This is a genomic window from Streptomyces sp. NPDC088387, assembly GCF_044753385.1.
Taxonomy (GTDB): Bacteria; Actinomycetota; Actinomycetes; order Streptomycetales; family Streptomycetaceae; genus Streptomyces.
Genome location: NZ_JBIVNC010000013.1, coordinates 223,987 through 237,818, shown reverse-complemented (window position 1 = coordinate 237,818; position 13,832 = coordinate 223,987). Strand labels below are relative to the sequence as shown.

Below are 13,832 nucleotides of genomic sequence, written 5' to 3'. Positions count from 1 at the left end.
CTAGGCTCCTGCCATGGACAACGCCTGGGCTGAGGGTCTCGTCAACGTCGTGGACGTGGAGGCGACCTGCTGGTCCGGCTCCCCGCCGCCCGGCGAGGTCAGCGAGATCATCGAGATCGGGCTGGCCGTCATCGACGTGCGGGCCGGCGAGCGCGTGGCCCGGCACCGCGTCCTGGTGCGGCCCGTCCGGTCCTCGGTCAGCGGGTTCTGTACGGAACTGACCGGCCTCACACCGCACGAGGTCGACCAGGGCGTCACCTTCGCCGAGGCGTGCCGGCTCCTGGCGGCCGAACACCGGGCAGGCGCCCGGCCCTGGGTCAGCTGGGGCGACTACGACCGCCACCAGTTCACCCGCCAGTGCCGGGCGACCAGGACCCCGTACCCCTTCGGCCGTCACCACACCAACGCCAAGGCCGTCTTCACCGAGGCGTACGGCCTGCGCAAACGCCCCGGCATGGCACGGGCCCTGGAGATCGCCGGGCTGCCCCTGGAGGGCCACCACCACCGCGGCGTCGACGACGCCTGGAACATCGCGGCGCTCGTACTACGCCTCCACAACAGAGGCGCCTGGCCGACCACCGCCGAACATCCCGCCTGACGCGGCGTATCGCCACGGGGTCTTCCCGGTGCCGGCGGGCCGCCCAGGAGGACTGTCAGGGGTCGAGGTCGCCCAGGAGGTGCCGCGTAGCGGTGTGGTGGCACCGAGGTCTCGCTCACGCGTCGTCGGACGACGTCCCGGGGTCGAGGAGGCGTTGGCCTTCGCGGGCCCATGCGGCGCGTGTTCTGGCGACTGCGGCGAGGCCTTCGAAGACATGGGCCTTGATTCGGGCGATGTGCTCGTGGTCCGCGGGATCGCGGCGCGACAGTCGTTCCACCAGCAGCGGCGTCTCCTGCCGCAGGAGTCGGTCGCGGTGTGCCTCGGCTTCCGCCGCAGCCGCGTCCTGTTCGTTGATGAACTGCTCCAGCACCTCGTTCGCCCGGTCCGGTTCGATCATGTCGAAGTGGAGGGCCTGGAGAAGGAGCGGATCGCGTACGGGCTGTGCCCTGGGCGGAGTGCCGAGCCAGTCCCGGAGTTCGTCCAGGCCCTTGTCCGTGACGGAATAGACGGTGCGGGTCAGCCGGGGCCCCCGCTGCTCGTCGTCACCGGTGATGAACCCGGCCTGCTCCATCCGCCGCAGGGTGGGATAGATCTGGCTCTGGGGGGCTGCCCAGATGTAGCCGGAGGAGCCGTCGAAGAACCGGACAAGGTCGTATCCGCTCATCGGGCGTGCCTCCAGCACCCCCAGAAGTGCGTGCTGAAGCGACATGGTCAAAATCCTATCCCGGCCGGCCCTCCGACCTGAGGGACGGTCAGCGGCGCGTGCCCAGGCACAAGGGTCTGGGCACGGTACGGAGCGCCACCGAGGGAACTCGCCTCCTGTCCGGGGGCGGAACTACGAGGCGCTCTCCTTGACCGCGACGGCGTCCGCGCGCTCCCGGCGGGAGGACCGCTCGGCGGCCAGGGAGGGGGACTGGGGGACGAAACCCGCGGCGGCCAGTCCGATCACGGCGACCGCGGCAAAGAGGTAGAAGTTCCACTGCCAGGCGGCGCCGGAGTCGATGATCAGTCCGCCGATCGTCGGTCCCAGCACGGCACCGAGGCGTCCGACGCCCAGTGCCCAGCCGATCCCCGTGGAACGGGCGGCGGCGGGGTAGTAACGGGTGACGTAGGCGTTGATGAGGTTCTGGGTACCGATCGTGCCGTGGCCCGCCACGGCCAGGAGCAGGTAGATGGCCCAGGTGGACGGCCGCGTGGCCAGCAGCACGATGCTGACGGCGCCGAGAAGGAAGGACACGGCGACCACGGGCTTGGACCCGATGCGGTCGGCGGCGCGGCCCCCGACGACGGATCCGACGATCGAGCCGAGGTTGAACACCAGCAGGAACGTCAGCGCGGACCCCAGCGGGAACTGCGCCGCCCGCATGATCTGCGGAAGCCAGGTGTTGAGACCGTAGACGGTCAGCAGGGCGCAGAAGCACATCACCCACAGGAGCGCCGTGCCGGTGCGGTGGCCCTCGGTCACGAGTTCCCGGACACCGCCGTACCACCGCCGTGTGTCCTCCCTGACCTGCGGTTCCGGAAGGGGAACCCCGAGGCGGTGGGCGAGCGCCAGCGCCTCGTCGCGCCGGCCGCGCAGGACGAGGTACTCGAGGGATTCGGGCAGCCACCGGTACGCGAGAGGGAGCACCACGACCAGGGGGGCCGCGCCGATGAGGTACATGACGCGCCAGCCCGCGCCGGGTATGACGGGGATGGCGAGGGCCGCGGCGAGGATGCCGCCGACCGCGTAGCCGGACTGCATCACGGCGTAGGTGAGATTGCGCCGCGCGGGTGGGGCGTACTCGATGACAAGTGCAGCGGCCGTCGGCATCAGACCGCCAAGGCCCAGACCGCCGAGCAGCCGGAAGGCTCCGAACCACCCGGGCGACGGGGCCATCGCGCACAGCACCATCGACACGGAGAACCAGGCCACGCTCAGGAGCAGCATCTTCCGGCGGCCGAGGATGTCGGTGAGCGTACCGACGAGCAGAGCGCCGATCAGCATGCCCACGAGCGCCAGACTCGCCAGGGTGCCGGCCTCCGCCGGGCTGATGTTCCACTCGTCGAGCAGCGAGGGCACGGTGGTGCCGAAGACCACGAGGTCGTAGCCGTCGAAGGTGATGGAAAGGCCGCAGAGGGCGACGATCACCCACAGGCTCTGTCTTGACGGTGCGGTTCCGGTCACGGCGAAGTCCTTTCGCGGGCACTGCGGGAACGGCGCAAAGATGCAGGCAGTGTTTACCTGTATTTCTATACACGTCAAGGGATTGACATCATGTATCTAGATACAGGTATCGTCAGTCAACCCTTCGGCGACAAGGTCGTGAGATGACTGAGGAAACCACTACCGAGCAGCACATGTCCCGGCGAGGAGCGCTGGCGGCGCTGGGCGGCGCGGGTGTGTCGGCCCTGGCGGCCGGCCTCACCGTGCCGACGTCCGCGGCGGCAGCACCGCGGGACGCGGACCTCGTCCTCGTCAACGGCCGCGTCACCACGCTCGACCGGAGCAAGCCCTCGGCGACCGGACTCGCGGTGCGCGACGGCCGCGTCATCGCGGTGGGCGGCGACACTTCGGTACGCCGGTTCGCCGGACGCGACACGCGGGTGATCGATCTCCACGGCCGACGCGTGATCCCCGGCCTCAACGACTCCCACACCCACCTGATCCGTGAAGGCCTCGTCTACACGAGCGAGTTGTCCCTCACCGGAGTCACCTCGGTGGCCGACGCGCTGCGGCTCATCAAGTTCCAGGCCGACCGTACCCCCGCGCCGCAGTGGATCCGCGTCATCGGCGGCTTCACCAAATGGCAGTTCCACGAGAAGCGCCTGCCGACGCTCGCCGAACTCAACGCCGCCGTCCCCGACAAGCCTCTCCTGATGCTGCATTTGTACGACCGTGCGCTGCTGAACCAGACCGCCGTACGGCTCCTCGGCATCACCCGTGACACCCCGGTCCCACCCGGAAGCCAGATCGAGTGGGACGCTGCGGGCAACCCCACCGGGCTGCTCGTGGCCAAGCCCGATCCCCTGTTGCTGAACAGCACGCTCGCCAAGCTGCCCGTGCTGGACCCGGAGACCCAACTCCTGTCGACCAGGCTCTACATGCGGCACCTCAACGTGCGGGGCGTCACCAGCATCACGGACGCGGCAGGTGGTGGAACCCTCTTCCCCGACCACTACAGCGTCGTCAACCGTCTGCACGCGCAGGACGAACTCACCGTCCGCATCAACTACCACGTGTTCCCCCGCACCCGGGGCAACGAGCTACAGGACTTCCGGCAGTTCGTGACGACCGCCAAACCCGGCGGCGACGACTTCCTGCGCCTCGGCGGCGCGGGCGAAGTGGTGCTGTTCTCCGCGGTCGACTTCGAGGACTTCGAGGAGCCGAGGCCGACACTGCCGTCCACCATGGACGCCCAACTCCGTGACATCCTCGCGCTGTTCGCCGAGCACGAATGGCCCTTCCGGCTGCACGCGACCTACGACGAGTCCGCCACCCGCCTCCTGGACGTCATCGAGCAGGTCCACGGACCCGGCGGGCCCCGCACCGGCTTCATCATCGACCACGCCGAGACCATCACCGACAGGACGATCGACCGGATCGCGGGCCTGGGTGGAAAGGCGGCGATCCAGCACCGTATGGCGTTCCAGGGCGAGACCTTCCGGCAGCGCTACGGCGCCCGCGCGACCGCCCACACACCTCCCGTCCGCCGTCTGCTGCGCAGCGGGATTCCTGTCGGCCTCGGCACCGACGCGACACGCGTGGCCAGCGACAACGTCTGGACCGCCCTGTACTGGATCACCACCGGCCGCACGCTGGGCGGCACCCGCATCTACCACGCCGACAACACACTGGACCGTCTGGAGGCACTTCGACTCCTCACCCGGGGCAGTGCGGCGCTCTCCGGCGAAAGCGGTCACAAGGGGACCCTGGCCCCCGGAGCCCTCGCCGACCTCGCCGTCCTCACGGAGGACTACCTCACGGTGCCGGACACCCGCATCCCCGGCATCGAGTCCGTCCTCACCGTCGTGGACGGACGCATCGTGCACGGCGCGGCGGAGTTCAGCGCACTCGCTCCCCCGCTACCGGCCGTGCAGCCGTCCTACTCACCCCTGCTGACCGGCGCCAACCGGCTCTGAGCCCGGACCGATCAGAGCCGGGTCCGGGGCCGGCCCGGCGAGGGAATGCCCTGCCGCGCCATCTCCGCTATGCGTCACCGAAGTTCAGTACGAAGCGCCGCTGCCAGGGGGTCTCCACGGCTCGGTGATGGTAGTGGCGGCGTACGAACTCCACGGCCTGGTCCGGCGGGAGGCCATCGAGAACGGCCATACAGGCCAAGGCAGTTCCGGTCCGCCCTCGCCCGCCTCCGCACGCGACCTCTACTCGTTCGTCCCCGGCACGGGCCAACGCCTCCCGCAGGGCATCCCGCGCCTGCGGGCGGTCCTTGGGGAGGCGGAAGTCGGGCCACCGGAGCCAACGGGACTCCCACTCGGTCGCCGGCGGCTGCTTCCCCAGCAAGTAGACCCCGAACGACGGCAACGGCCCTGACGGCAGAGGGTGTCGCAGACCCCGGCCACGCACGAGTACACCCGAAGGCAACTCCATGATCCCGTCCGTCGGACTCCACTTCTCACTCATGTGAGCAGCCTATGCCGTCACCGATCCCTCACACCGGGACTCGCGGTCACCTGCGGCTCCACTCCCGCGCCAGCAGTTCGTAGGACCTGACCCGCTCGGCGTGGTCGTGGGTGATGGTGGTGATGAGCAACTCGTCCGCGCCGGTGGCCTCCTGGAGCTGCGCCAGGCGGTCGGCCACCCGGCCCGGTGAGCCGACGAACTGCGTGTCCAGGCGGTCCCTCACCAGCTCCGTGTCCTCGTCCGTCCACTCAAGTGCCCTGGCCTGTTCCGGTGTCGGGAACTCGATGGCACCCTCGGCGGTCCGGATGCTGCGGACCCAGGCCGCGTAGCCGGTGGCGAGTTCACGGGCCGTCTCGTCGTCCTCCGCGACGACCACGTCCGCCGAGACGCTGACGTAGGGCTTGTCGAGAATGTCGGAGGGCTGGAAGAAGGCCCGGTAGCCGTCCACCGCCTCCAGGACCGTGCCGGGACTGACGTGGTAGTTCGCGGCGAACCGCAGGCCCCGCGCGCCCGCGACCTCGGCACTCTGGCCGCCGCTGGTGCCGAGGATCCACACCTCGACGTCGGCGCCCTCGCCCGGCACGACATGTGCCTCGACGCCGTCAGCGGAGCGGTAGGTGCCGGCCAGCAGAGCGAGGATGTCGTCGACCTGCTCGGCGTAGTCCTGTGACTCGGCACCGGGCAGCAGGAGCAGTCTGCGTTGCAGGGCGATCCGGGGTGAGCCGAGGAGACGGGCGAAGGAGAAGGGGGTGGGATCAGGAGGCCGTTCGGGGCCCTGCCGTCCACGACGGGGGTGGCACCGGGAGGTGTCGCCGCCGGTTGTACCGGCAGGCGGCCACCCGAGCGGCCCAGGCCCAGGTCGAAGCGGCCGGGATGCAGGGCGTCGATCAGGCCGAACTCCTCGACCGTGCTCAGCGCCGTGCGGTGGCCGAGCTGCACGGCGCCGGAACCGAGCCGGATGGTGGAGGTGGCGGAAGCGGTCAGCGCGAGGACGACCGCGGGGGACGTACCCGCGACGCCTGGGTTCAGATGGTGCTCGGCGAACCAGTAGCGGGCGTATCCGAAGCGCTCGGCCTGCTGTGCCAGATGGATGGAGTTGCGCAGGGCGTCGGCGGCCGTCGAACCGGACGGTATCGGCACCAGATCGAGGACGCCGAGGGGGATGTCAGACACGGGCGGGCTCCTCGTCGGCAGGCAGCACCGGCGCCCAGGCGAAGGGCGGGGCCGGGATCTCGCGACGCAGTACAGGGGCGACCTCGGACTGGAAGAGCGTGAGCGAGTCGCGATGCTGAGCATCCGTCAACCCGCTCGCGTCCGCGTGCAGATGCAGCACGCTGTGCCCGAACTGCTCGTGGTACCGGTGCACCTTCTCTACGATCTGCTGCGGGCTGCCGATCAGGGCGGAGCTGCGCTCGACGAAGTCCTCCAAGGTCTCGAAGACGACCGGCAGGCCGAACTGCCGCTGGAACGCGAGCGTCGCCTCGAAGATCGGCCGGTACACCTTGAGCGCCTCCTGGGAGGTGGGCGTCACGAGCAGTCCGGCCGTGCCGGCACCGATCGCGATGTCCGCCGGATCATGGCGGTAGTGCTCCCAGCGTTCGCGGTAGTGGCGGATCAACTCGGCGTACGGCTCGATGGGATGGGTGACGTTCGCCGAGAACAGCGGGTCGCCGTAGCGGGCGGCCAGGTCCACCGACTCCTTGCTGGTGGCACTGCCGTGCCAGACGCGGACGGGCCGCTGGTACGGCCTCGGCCACACCTCGGCGTCACTCAGTTCCGGCCGGAACCTGGTCTTGGCGCTCACCTTGTCCTGCCGCCAGATCTGCCGGAACACCTCGTAGCTCTCGGCGTTGCGGTCCCACTGGTCCTCGGGGGTGACATGGAACAGCTCGCGCTGGGCGGTTCCGTTGCCCTTGCCGATGATCAGGTCCAGGCGTCCGCCCGAGAGATGGTCGAGGGTCGCGTAGTCCTCGTAGGCACGCACCGGGTCCAGAAGGCTGAGGGTGGTCACGGCCGTGAAGAGCCGGATGCGTCGGGTCAGTGCCGCGACATGACTGAGGACGACGGTCGGCGCGGAGGAGATGAACGGGCGCTCGTGCCGCTCCCCCACACCGAAGCCGTCGAAGCCCAGCTCCTCAGCGAGCAGGGCGTTTTCGAGGACCTCGCGGAAGCGGGCATGGGTTGACTTCTGCACACCCGTGATCGGGTCCGGGCGGTGCACGATCAGGGTGATGGCGAGGAACTTCACGAGGCCACCCGCTCACCCCGCGCGTCGGCAGGCGCCTCGGCGAGTTGCGAGGGCCGCTGGGGCTGCGGCTGCGGCTGCGGCTGCGGCTGCGGCTGCGGCTGCGGCTGCGGCTGCGGTGAAGCGGACCAGGCAGGAGGTACTGAGGCCACGACGGGGTGCCTTCCTGTTCGACTGTATGAGATCGCCGGCCCGCGCTCAGGGAGGTGTCCGATGTGCCGCGCCGCCGCCCCTCGCGCCATGGTGCGCATCCGGTCGCGCCTCACAGCGCCGCTGCTCCGTGGTCCGCTCCTGGCGCGCGCACCTGGAGGATCCTCGTCCGGCGTCGCAAGGTGAAGCCGATCGACTCGTACAGCCGGATCGCCTGTGTGTTGGTTGCGGAGGCGTGCAGGAGTGGGGTGTCCCCGCGTTCGCGGATGCCCGCGGCGACGGCGCGTACCAGTCGGCCGGCCAGTCCGCGGCCGCGGTGTGCCGGGTCGGTGCAGACGGCGCTGATCTCCGTCCAGCCGGGCAGTCTCAGCCGCTCACCGGCCATGGCGATGAGCCGGCCCTCGTCACGGATGCCGAGATATGTGCCGAGTTCGACGGTCCGCCTGAGGAAGGGTCCCGGTCTGGTGCGGGCGACGAGGTCCAGAATCTCCGGCACGTCGTCGGGCCCGAGCGGCACCGCCTCCGGAGCATGCTCGGCCCGCACCCCGGTGTCGACCAGTTGGACACCCTCGCCGCCGCCGACGACCTCCCAGCCGGCGGGGACGCGTTCAACACCCTTGAGCTTCACGGTACTTCCGGACTCAACCAGCGTGCGCAGGTCGGTCCACGCGGCGGGATCCGCCGGGTCGGCGAGGGCGGCGAACGCATAGACGTCGGCCGGATAGCGGGCGGCCAGACCCACCCGTTCCGCGATGTGAGCGTGCGGTCCGGCCAGCGCGGCCCAGACCGCGTTGTCCAGCAGGTGCGTACTCGGGTCGGGCGGGGTTTCGCCACACGCGACACCGGTCGGACGGACCGGGGAGGCACAGTCCGAGACGAACGAGGACGGCATGGGAGCGACGTTCGGCATCACAGAACGCCTTCACTGAACAGGCGGTGCTGAGGGTTCACCCCACCATGTCTAGCAGGCAGTTGAGCGATTAATCATTGCAGATGCATGAAATCCCGTCCGCCGTGACGGCCGGCGCGGGGTGAGGCCGGGACACGAGAGGTCCGGGCAGGACCTGCGGCCTGTGTGTGAACGGCACGCGTGTGACTCTCCGTCTCCGGCCTCACTCCGGCGCCTTCACCGTAGGAGTACTGCGGGCGTCGGACTTTGTCGTCCGTGCAGGGAACTGTGTCGGTCGCGTCCGGCTTCGGCTCGGCGCCGCCGCGTCGGGCGAGCGGGCCTCGACCGTGTGGCCGGCGTTCCTTGTGGGGCGAACGACCGGCACACTCGGCGGCCGGGCCGGGCTACCGTCCATGCTGTCGGGAACCGTCCGAGGGGGATCTTGTGGGGGAACGGGTCGCGGTACTGCGGGGCCGGCTCTGTGACCGGCGTGGACGAAGGTCCGCGTGATGAGCCCGGTCCTGGATACCACGTACATACGGCCGCGGGACCGGGAGGAAGTGATCCGGAACGCGGTGTGGCAGTCCATGGTGGCCGTCGACATCGACCACCGCCCCGCGGCGGAGGACATCTCCGTTCGTATAGGGCTCGGCTCGGTGGGGCCCATCAGGATCTGTTCGGCGCAGGCGACCGCGGTCACGCTACGTCGCACGGAGCGGCTGGCCCGGGAGGACGAAGAGCCGGCCGTCACCCTCGGTGTGCAGATGACGGGCAGCAGTGTGGTGGTGCAGAACGGTCGCGAATGCCTGCTGGGGCCGGGTGACTTGGCCGTCCACGAATCGATCGCTCCCTACACGCTTCTCTACGACGAGGGAGTCGACTACCGCTTCATCCGTTTCCCCCGCGCCGCACTCGCGCTCCCCGACCAGCTCCTGCGGGACACCACCGCGGTCGCCATGGGAGCCGACAACCCCGTCGCGCGCCTCGCCTTCACCTACTTCTCCCAACTCGCCGTCAGCGACGAGTTGCACGAGGGTGTGCACGCGGACGCCGTGGTGGCACCAAGCGTCGAACTCCTGCGGGCCGTCCTGACGACCCAGCACGGCAACTCCCGCCTGGCCAAAGCCCCGCTGGAAGCCACACTCAGCCTGCGGATCACTCAGTACATACGTGAGCATCTGGCTGATCACGATCTGTCCGCGGCACGGATAGCCGCCGCGCACGACATCTCCGTACGCCATCTCTACACCGTGCTGTCCCGGTCGGGCATCAGCCTCGGAGACTGGATCCGCACCCGCCGCCTGGCCGAATGCAGACGAGAGCTGGCCGGCCCGAGAGGCCGGCTGCGGACCGTCGCGGCGATAGGCCGCAGTTGGGGCTTCGTCGACGCGACCCACTTCAGCAAGGTGTTCAAACAGGCCTACGGAATCTCCCCCAGGGCCTGGCGCGACCAGAACCGGCCCCGCACCTCCGCGTAATGCCCGCCGGGCGGCCGGGCCCGCGTGAGAAGGCCCGCGAGCCTGGGCGGCTCATGCCCCGGTGAGGCGCACCGCGAAGGTCAGGTGTGTCACCCGTGACGACGGCTCCGAGCGGATCGGCTCCAGCGTGATCCTGGACGCGTCCACGCCGGCGAACAGGCGGGTGCCCGCGCCGAGAAGCACCGGGGCCAGCGTGATCGAGAACTCGTCGACCAGGCCGGCGTTCAGGTGCTCCAGGATCGTCGTACCGCCGCCCGCGATGCGGACGTCTCGGCCGGCGGCGGCATCGCGGGCCAGGTCGAGGGCGTGCTCGATGCCGTCGTTGACGAAGTGGAACGTGGTGCCGCCGGGCCGCTCCCACGGGTCGCGCTTGGTGTGCGTCACGACGAAGACCGGAGTGTGGAAGGGCGCCTCCTGCGGCCATGCCTGCTCGCCGAGGTCAAACATACGTTTGCCCATGACGCTCGCGCCGGTGCGCTCGAACGTCTCCCGCGCGATGTCGTCGTCCCGACCCTCCTCGCCGCCCTCACCCAGCTTCAGGTTCTCCCGGGTGAACCGCAGCGGGAACTGCCACTGCTGTAGCGCCGCCCACTGCGCCGTCCAGCGCCGGACGTCCGGATCGTCCTGTCTGGCGGGGGTGAGGAGTCCGTCCTCGACGGGGACGGGTTCGGGTGCGATGAAGCCGTCCAGCGACATCGTCACGCTGAAGAACACCTTCCCGGCCATCAGTCCTGCGCCTCCTCGCGCGCGAGGCCGGTGACGTAGGCCGCCAGGTTGCTCAGTGTCTGCCTGCCGCCCTCGATGGCGTGGTACTTCTCGACCGCCTGGTCGCGCAGTTCCCTGGTGGGGAACACCGTGCGCATCACGATCCGGGTCGCCGCGCCGTCCGGCTCGAAGGTCAGGACCGACTCGAAGGCGTTCGGGTCGTCGCGGGACTCACCGTGCAGCAGCGTGATCAGCTCCGGCGGGGCGATCCGCACCCAGCGGATCCACTCGGAGTAGTCGGTCCCGTCCGGGCCGTGCAGTACGAAGTCCCACTCCCCGCCCTCGCGGAACTCGAAGGACCGCGTAGTGGTGCTGAACCCCTCCGGACCCCACCATCGCGACAGATGCCGGACCTCGGTGAACGCCTCGAACACCAGCTCCCGCGGGGCGTCGATGCGTCGCGAGATCACGATCTCCCGGTCGGCCGTGTCTGCGTCCGTGTCCGTGTCCGTCAGCGGCTCCGGCTCCAGCTCCGGCTCCACCCGCGGTTCCCACCTTGCGCCTGTCATCGCTCATTCCTCCTGCTGTGTCTGCTTGAGGTCCTGCACGTAGGTGTCCAGCCGGTCGAAGCTCTCGTTCCAGAACCGCTCGAATCCGCCGACCCACTCATGGATCGGCCGCAGCCCGCGCGCGTCCAGGCCGTAGAGGCGCTGTTTGCCCGCCTCGCGGACCTGCACCAGACCCACTTCCCGGAGCACCCGCAGATGCTTGGACGCCTGCGGCTGGCTCATCCCCAGCTCCTGGGCCAGGTCGGTCACCGGCCGCTCACCCGCCCGCAGCAGCGCCAGGATGTCCCGGCGCTGTGGCTCGGCGATCGCGTTGAACGCGTCCGAGGTCGTCGCTGCTCGTGCCATGCCGGCCATCATATTCCCATATAGGCATGCGTCAAGGAGCGTGAGGATCCGCCGTCTCAACGGTCCTGCGCGGGCACGTGGGCCAGGCCCGTGTCGCACATGATGCGGTCGACCGTCTCGTGCAGGGCGCTGCCGGCGTCGATGACGGTCTCGCTGCCGTCGGGCAGGAGGTCGCGCGGCCGGTACCACTCGCGCAGTCGGGTCTCGTCGACGTCCTCGGCGATCGGCTTGGTGGCGTGCCGGAGGAGGGTTTCCTCGAACGGCACGTCCAGGTAGTAGCCGTGTGTCGGACCACGGTGGTCGGCGCGCAGCCGCGTGAGCACCGCGCCGTAGTGGTCGGCGTAGAGGATGCCTTCGATCACGACGTGGTAGCCGGCGTCGAGTGCGTAGCGGGCTGTCAGATCGACCAGGCCGATGTTCGCCGCTCCCGGCCGGTCCCGCTCGCGGAGCACGGTACGGCGGAGGTTGTCCTGTCCGACCAGGGCGAGACCACGGCCGAACTCCTCGCGGAGCCCGGCCGCTACCGAGGACTTGCCGGAGGCGCTGTTGCCGCGTAGGACGACCAGCCGGGTTTCCCTGTTGCCCACCATCACGAGCCGTACGCTACCGACGGCGGGCGCAGCCGTGGCGGGTGTCCTCAGCCCCCGGCGAGACGCGGATCCAAGTGGACCGGGTGATCGGTCACTGTTTCCTGGCGTCCCACGGCCCGGCGGCGAACGTGCGTAGCAGTACGACCAGGGCTGCCGCGAGTCGCCAGTCCAGGCCCGGCGCGTGCACATGCAGCTTGCTGCCGCGGGATCTGAACTCCATCGGGACCTCGCCACCCGCGCGCCACCTGATGCGCCGGGGGCCTCGCGCGACACCGCCCTCGTTTCCGGGGGAACTGTCAAGAACGGTGAAGACGAGGATCAGCACCTGCAAGGGCAACGACAGCCACCACAGGCACCACCAGACGATCCGGCCCTTGAAGCCCACGGCATCGAGGCCGCCGGGCTGCGTCACGGTCCAGCGGGTACGCAGCCCCCTGCCACGGAGCGCCTTCTCCCGTACGAGCGTGCCGATGGGCTCGCCGTGCGCGCCGAGTACCTGAAACGTCGCGACACCGCCGGCGGCCGACAGGGTCACCAGGGTGGCCACCCGCTCCCGGCGGTTGTCGTCGGCCCACAGGACGAAGGAACGGGCGCCACTGCCGCGCGCCGCGAGGTACGCGGGAATGCCGCCCGGAGGCAGCTCCCGCTCGACGTACGCGACCGCCCGGACCGGTCCTGATCCTTCGGAGAAGGCGACCCAGTCCTTGACCGGCTCCTTCGCACCGCCATGGACTCTCGCCCGGGAGACCTTCATGGTCAGTACATTGCTCACCCGGCATACTCCTTCGTACTCGGGCAGGCACGACGCCAGTGACACCTGCCCCACAACTGTCATATCTTCCGCGCCGGTTGAGACCGCCCGACGGTGTTCAGTCGGTGCCGGCGCTGGTGACCTTGACGGCGGTACCGAGGTTCGGTGCCGCGCTTCTGGCGAGTTCGCCGGCGTGGTTCTGATCCGCGCCCTCCGCCACGACGATGTCCACCGCCGACCCGTGGAGGGCATCGCGTCGCAGTGAGGCGCGGGCGACCGGGTACTGGGCCAGCACCGCCTCGTACGCGGCGATCGCCTCGGTGGGGAAGGCGTCGTTGAAGTCGGTCTCCACGAAGAGCCCCCCTGTGACCCGCAGGACCATCACGCCCGAGAGTGGCCGGTGCCGGTCGCCCTCGGCGTACATGTCCTTGAACACCGCCAGCGCGCCGGTGGCATCGACCGCGGTGACGTCGATACGCCAGCGGTCTGTTGCCTTTTTCGAACGTGCGTCGTTGATGTCGGCGGCCACCACCCGGTCGTCGGCCGTCAGTGACCGCCACAGCGTGAGGACCTCCCCGGTACGCGCCTTGTCCGCGACAACGGTGAAGGTGACGCCGTCCGCCGTGATCCGACCGGTGATCTTGTCGTGGCGGGTGACGTACTCCCGCATCTCGCCGACCAGTTCGGTCACACGGTTGGCCGGAGTACCGTCCTTGAGGGTCAGCGTGCCGGTCGACGTGCCCGCGAAGGGCAGGGTGTTGTTCTTGGTGGTGTCGACTTGGGTCACGTCCGGCGTACCGGCCCAGTCCTCCTCGAAACCCGCCGCGAGTGCCGTGCCCTTGTCGATGGCGCAGCCGCTCAAGGTCGGCAGGCTCATTACGAACGCGATGA

General features: G+C 69.7%; 14 protein-coding genes and 1 pseudogene. 3 read left to right on the top strand and 12 right to left on the bottom strand.

The genetic code is table 11. The features are described 5' to 3' along the window. Positions 1-13: 13 nt before the first annotated feature. Complete coding sequence (locus ACIQAC_RS30840) at positions 14-598, top strand: exonuclease domain-containing protein (protein WP_402196707.1); 585 nt, start codon at positions 14-16, stop codon at positions 596-598. Between the two features lie 115 nt (positions 599-713). On the opposite strand, the gene ACIQAC_RS30835 is transcribed toward ACIQAC_RS30840, so the two are convergent. Together ACIQAC_RS30835 and ACIQAC_RS30830 are read right to left on the bottom strand one after the other, a co-directional pair. Continuing rightward, positions 714-1,307: a PadR family transcriptional regulator gene (locus ACIQAC_RS30835; RefSeq protein ID WP_402196704.1), complete on the bottom strand. Its 594-nt coding sequence runs from the start codon at positions 1,305-1,307 to the stop codon at positions 714-716. 126 nt (positions 1,308-1,433) lie between these two features. After that, positions 1,434-2,765, bottom strand: a complete 1,332-nt coding sequence (locus ACIQAC_RS30830; RefSeq protein WP_402196701.1) for an MFS transporter — start codon at positions 2,763-2,765, stop codon at positions 1,434-1,436. Between the two features lie 143 nt (positions 2,766-2,908). Here ACIQAC_RS30830 and ACIQAC_RS30825 point away from each other — a divergent pair, with 143 nt between their 5' ends. Next, a complete protein-coding gene (locus ACIQAC_RS30825) occupies positions 2,909-4,720 on the top strand; it encodes an amidohydrolase (RefSeq protein ID WP_402196699.1) in 1,812 nt (603 codons plus the stop codon). Between the two features lie 67 nt (positions 4,721-4,787). Here the strand turns inward: ACIQAC_RS30825 and ACIQAC_RS30820 are convergent, their stop codons facing one another. The 4 genes and pseudogenes from ACIQAC_RS30820 to ACIQAC_RS30805 form a co-directional block, all read right to left on the bottom strand. Continuing rightward, a complete protein-coding gene (locus tag ACIQAC_RS30820; protein ID WP_402196698.1) occupies positions 4,788-5,219 on the bottom strand; it encodes a protein-tyrosine phosphatase family protein in 432 nt (143 codons plus the stop codon). A 46-nt stretch (positions 5,220-5,265) separates the two neighbouring features. Beyond that, a pseudogene (locus ACIQAC_RS30815) lies at positions 5,266-6,392 on the bottom strand (LLM class flavin-dependent oxidoreductase). Further along, positions 6,385-7,467 carry an LLM class flavin-dependent oxidoreductase gene (locus ACIQAC_RS30810; protein ID WP_402196695.1) on the bottom strand — a complete coding sequence of 361 codons (1,083 nt, stop codon included), beginning with the start codon at positions 7,465-7,467 and terminating at the stop codon, positions 6,385-6,387. The pseudogene ACIQAC_RS30815 and the gene ACIQAC_RS30810 overlap by 8 nt, the downstream one beginning before the upstream one ends. 259 nt (positions 7,468-7,726) lie before the next feature. Then, a complete protein-coding gene (locus ACIQAC_RS30805; protein WP_402196692.1) occupies positions 7,727-8,524 on the bottom strand; it encodes a GNAT family N-acetyltransferase in 798 nt (265 codons plus the stop codon). 488 nt (positions 8,525-9,012) lie between these two features. Between ACIQAC_RS30805 and ACIQAC_RS30800 the strand changes: the two genes are divergently transcribed. Further along, the gene (locus ACIQAC_RS30800; RefSeq protein ID WP_402196690.1) at positions 9,013-9,981 is read left to right on the top strand and encodes a helix-turn-helix domain-containing protein; all 969 of its coding nucleotides are present in this window, start codon (positions 9,013-9,015) and stop codon (positions 9,979-9,981) included. 51 nt (positions 9,982-10,032) lie between these two features. Here ACIQAC_RS30800 and ACIQAC_RS30795 read toward each other — a convergent pair whose 3' ends face one another. From ACIQAC_RS30795 to ACIQAC_RS30770, 6 genes are all read right to left on the bottom strand, one after another. Beyond that, a complete protein-coding gene (locus ACIQAC_RS30795; RefSeq protein WP_402196687.1) occupies positions 10,033-10,707 on the bottom strand; it encodes a dihydrofolate reductase family protein in 675 nt (224 codons plus the stop codon). Next, a complete protein-coding gene (locus ACIQAC_RS30790; RefSeq protein WP_402196685.1) occupies positions 10,707-11,255 on the bottom strand; it encodes an SRPBCC family protein in 549 nt (182 codons plus the stop codon). The genes ACIQAC_RS30795 and ACIQAC_RS30790 overlap by 1 nt, the downstream gene beginning before the upstream one ends. Before the next feature lie 3 nt (positions 11,256-11,258). Next, the gene (locus ACIQAC_RS30785; protein ID WP_402196682.1) at positions 11,259-11,600 is read right to left on the bottom strand and encodes an ArsR/SmtB family transcription factor; all 342 of its coding nucleotides are present in this window, start codon (positions 11,598-11,600) and stop codon (positions 11,259-11,261) included. A gap of 56 nt (positions 11,601-11,656) precedes the next feature. Further along, the gene (locus tag ACIQAC_RS30780; protein ID WP_402196760.1) at positions 11,657-12,190 is read right to left on the bottom strand and encodes an AAA family ATPase; all 534 of its coding nucleotides are present in this window, start codon (positions 12,188-12,190) and stop codon (positions 11,657-11,659) included. Positions 12,191-12,281: 91 nt separating this feature from the next. After that, positions 12,282-12,962, bottom strand: a complete 681-nt coding sequence (locus ACIQAC_RS30775) for a hypothetical protein (protein WP_402196680.1) — start codon at positions 12,960-12,962, stop codon at positions 12,282-12,284. 97 nt (positions 12,963-13,059) lie between these two features. After that, a complete protein-coding gene (locus ACIQAC_RS30770; protein WP_402196679.1) occupies positions 13,060-13,818 on the bottom strand; it encodes a hypothetical protein in 759 nt (252 codons plus the stop codon). Positions 13,819-13,832: the final 14 nt, after the last annotated feature.

Bases quoted from the DNA above. Each gene is read 5' to 3' on its own strand.
- ACIQAC_RS30840 (WP_402196707.1), top strand. From the start codon at position 14: ATGGACAACGCCTGGGCTGAGGGTCTCGTCAACGTCGTGGACGTGGAG.
- ACIQAC_RS30835 (WP_402196704.1), bottom strand. From the start codon at position 1,307: ATGTCGCTTCAGCACGCACTTCTGGGGGTGCTGGAGGCACGCCCGATG.
- ACIQAC_RS30825 (WP_402196699.1), top strand. From the start codon at position 2,909: ATGACTGAGGAAACCACTACCGAGCAGCACATGTCCCGGCGAGGAGCG.
- ACIQAC_RS30820 (WP_402196698.1), bottom strand. From the start codon at position 5,219: ATGAGTGAGAAGTGGAGTCCGACGGACGGGATCATGGAGTTGCCTTCG.
- ACIQAC_RS30805 (WP_402196692.1), bottom strand. From the start codon at position 8,524: ATGCCGAACGTCGCTCCCATGCCGTCCTCGTTCGTCTCGGACTGTGCC.
- ACIQAC_RS30800 (WP_402196690.1), top strand. From the start codon at position 9,013: ATGAGCCCGGTCCTGGATACCACGTACATACGGCCGCGGGACCGGGAG.
- ACIQAC_RS30795 (WP_402196687.1), bottom strand. From the start codon at position 10,707: ATGGCCGGGAAGGTGTTCTTCAGCGTGACGATGTCGCTGGACGGCTTC.
- ACIQAC_RS30790 (WP_402196685.1), bottom strand. From the start codon at position 11,255: ATGACAGGCGCAAGGTGGGAACCGCGGGTGGAGCCGGAGCTGGAGCCG.
- ACIQAC_RS30785 (WP_402196682.1), bottom strand. From the start codon at position 11,600: ATGGCACGAGCAGCGACGACCTCGGACGCGTTCAACGCGATCGCCGAG.
- ACIQAC_RS30780 (WP_402196760.1), bottom strand. From the start codon at position 12,190: ATGGTGGGCAACAGGGAAACCCGGCTGGTCGTCCTACGCGGCAACAGC.
- ACIQAC_RS30770 (WP_402196679.1), bottom strand. From the start codon at position 13,818: ATGAGCCTGCCGACCTTGAGCGGCTGCGCCATCGACAAGGGCACGGCA.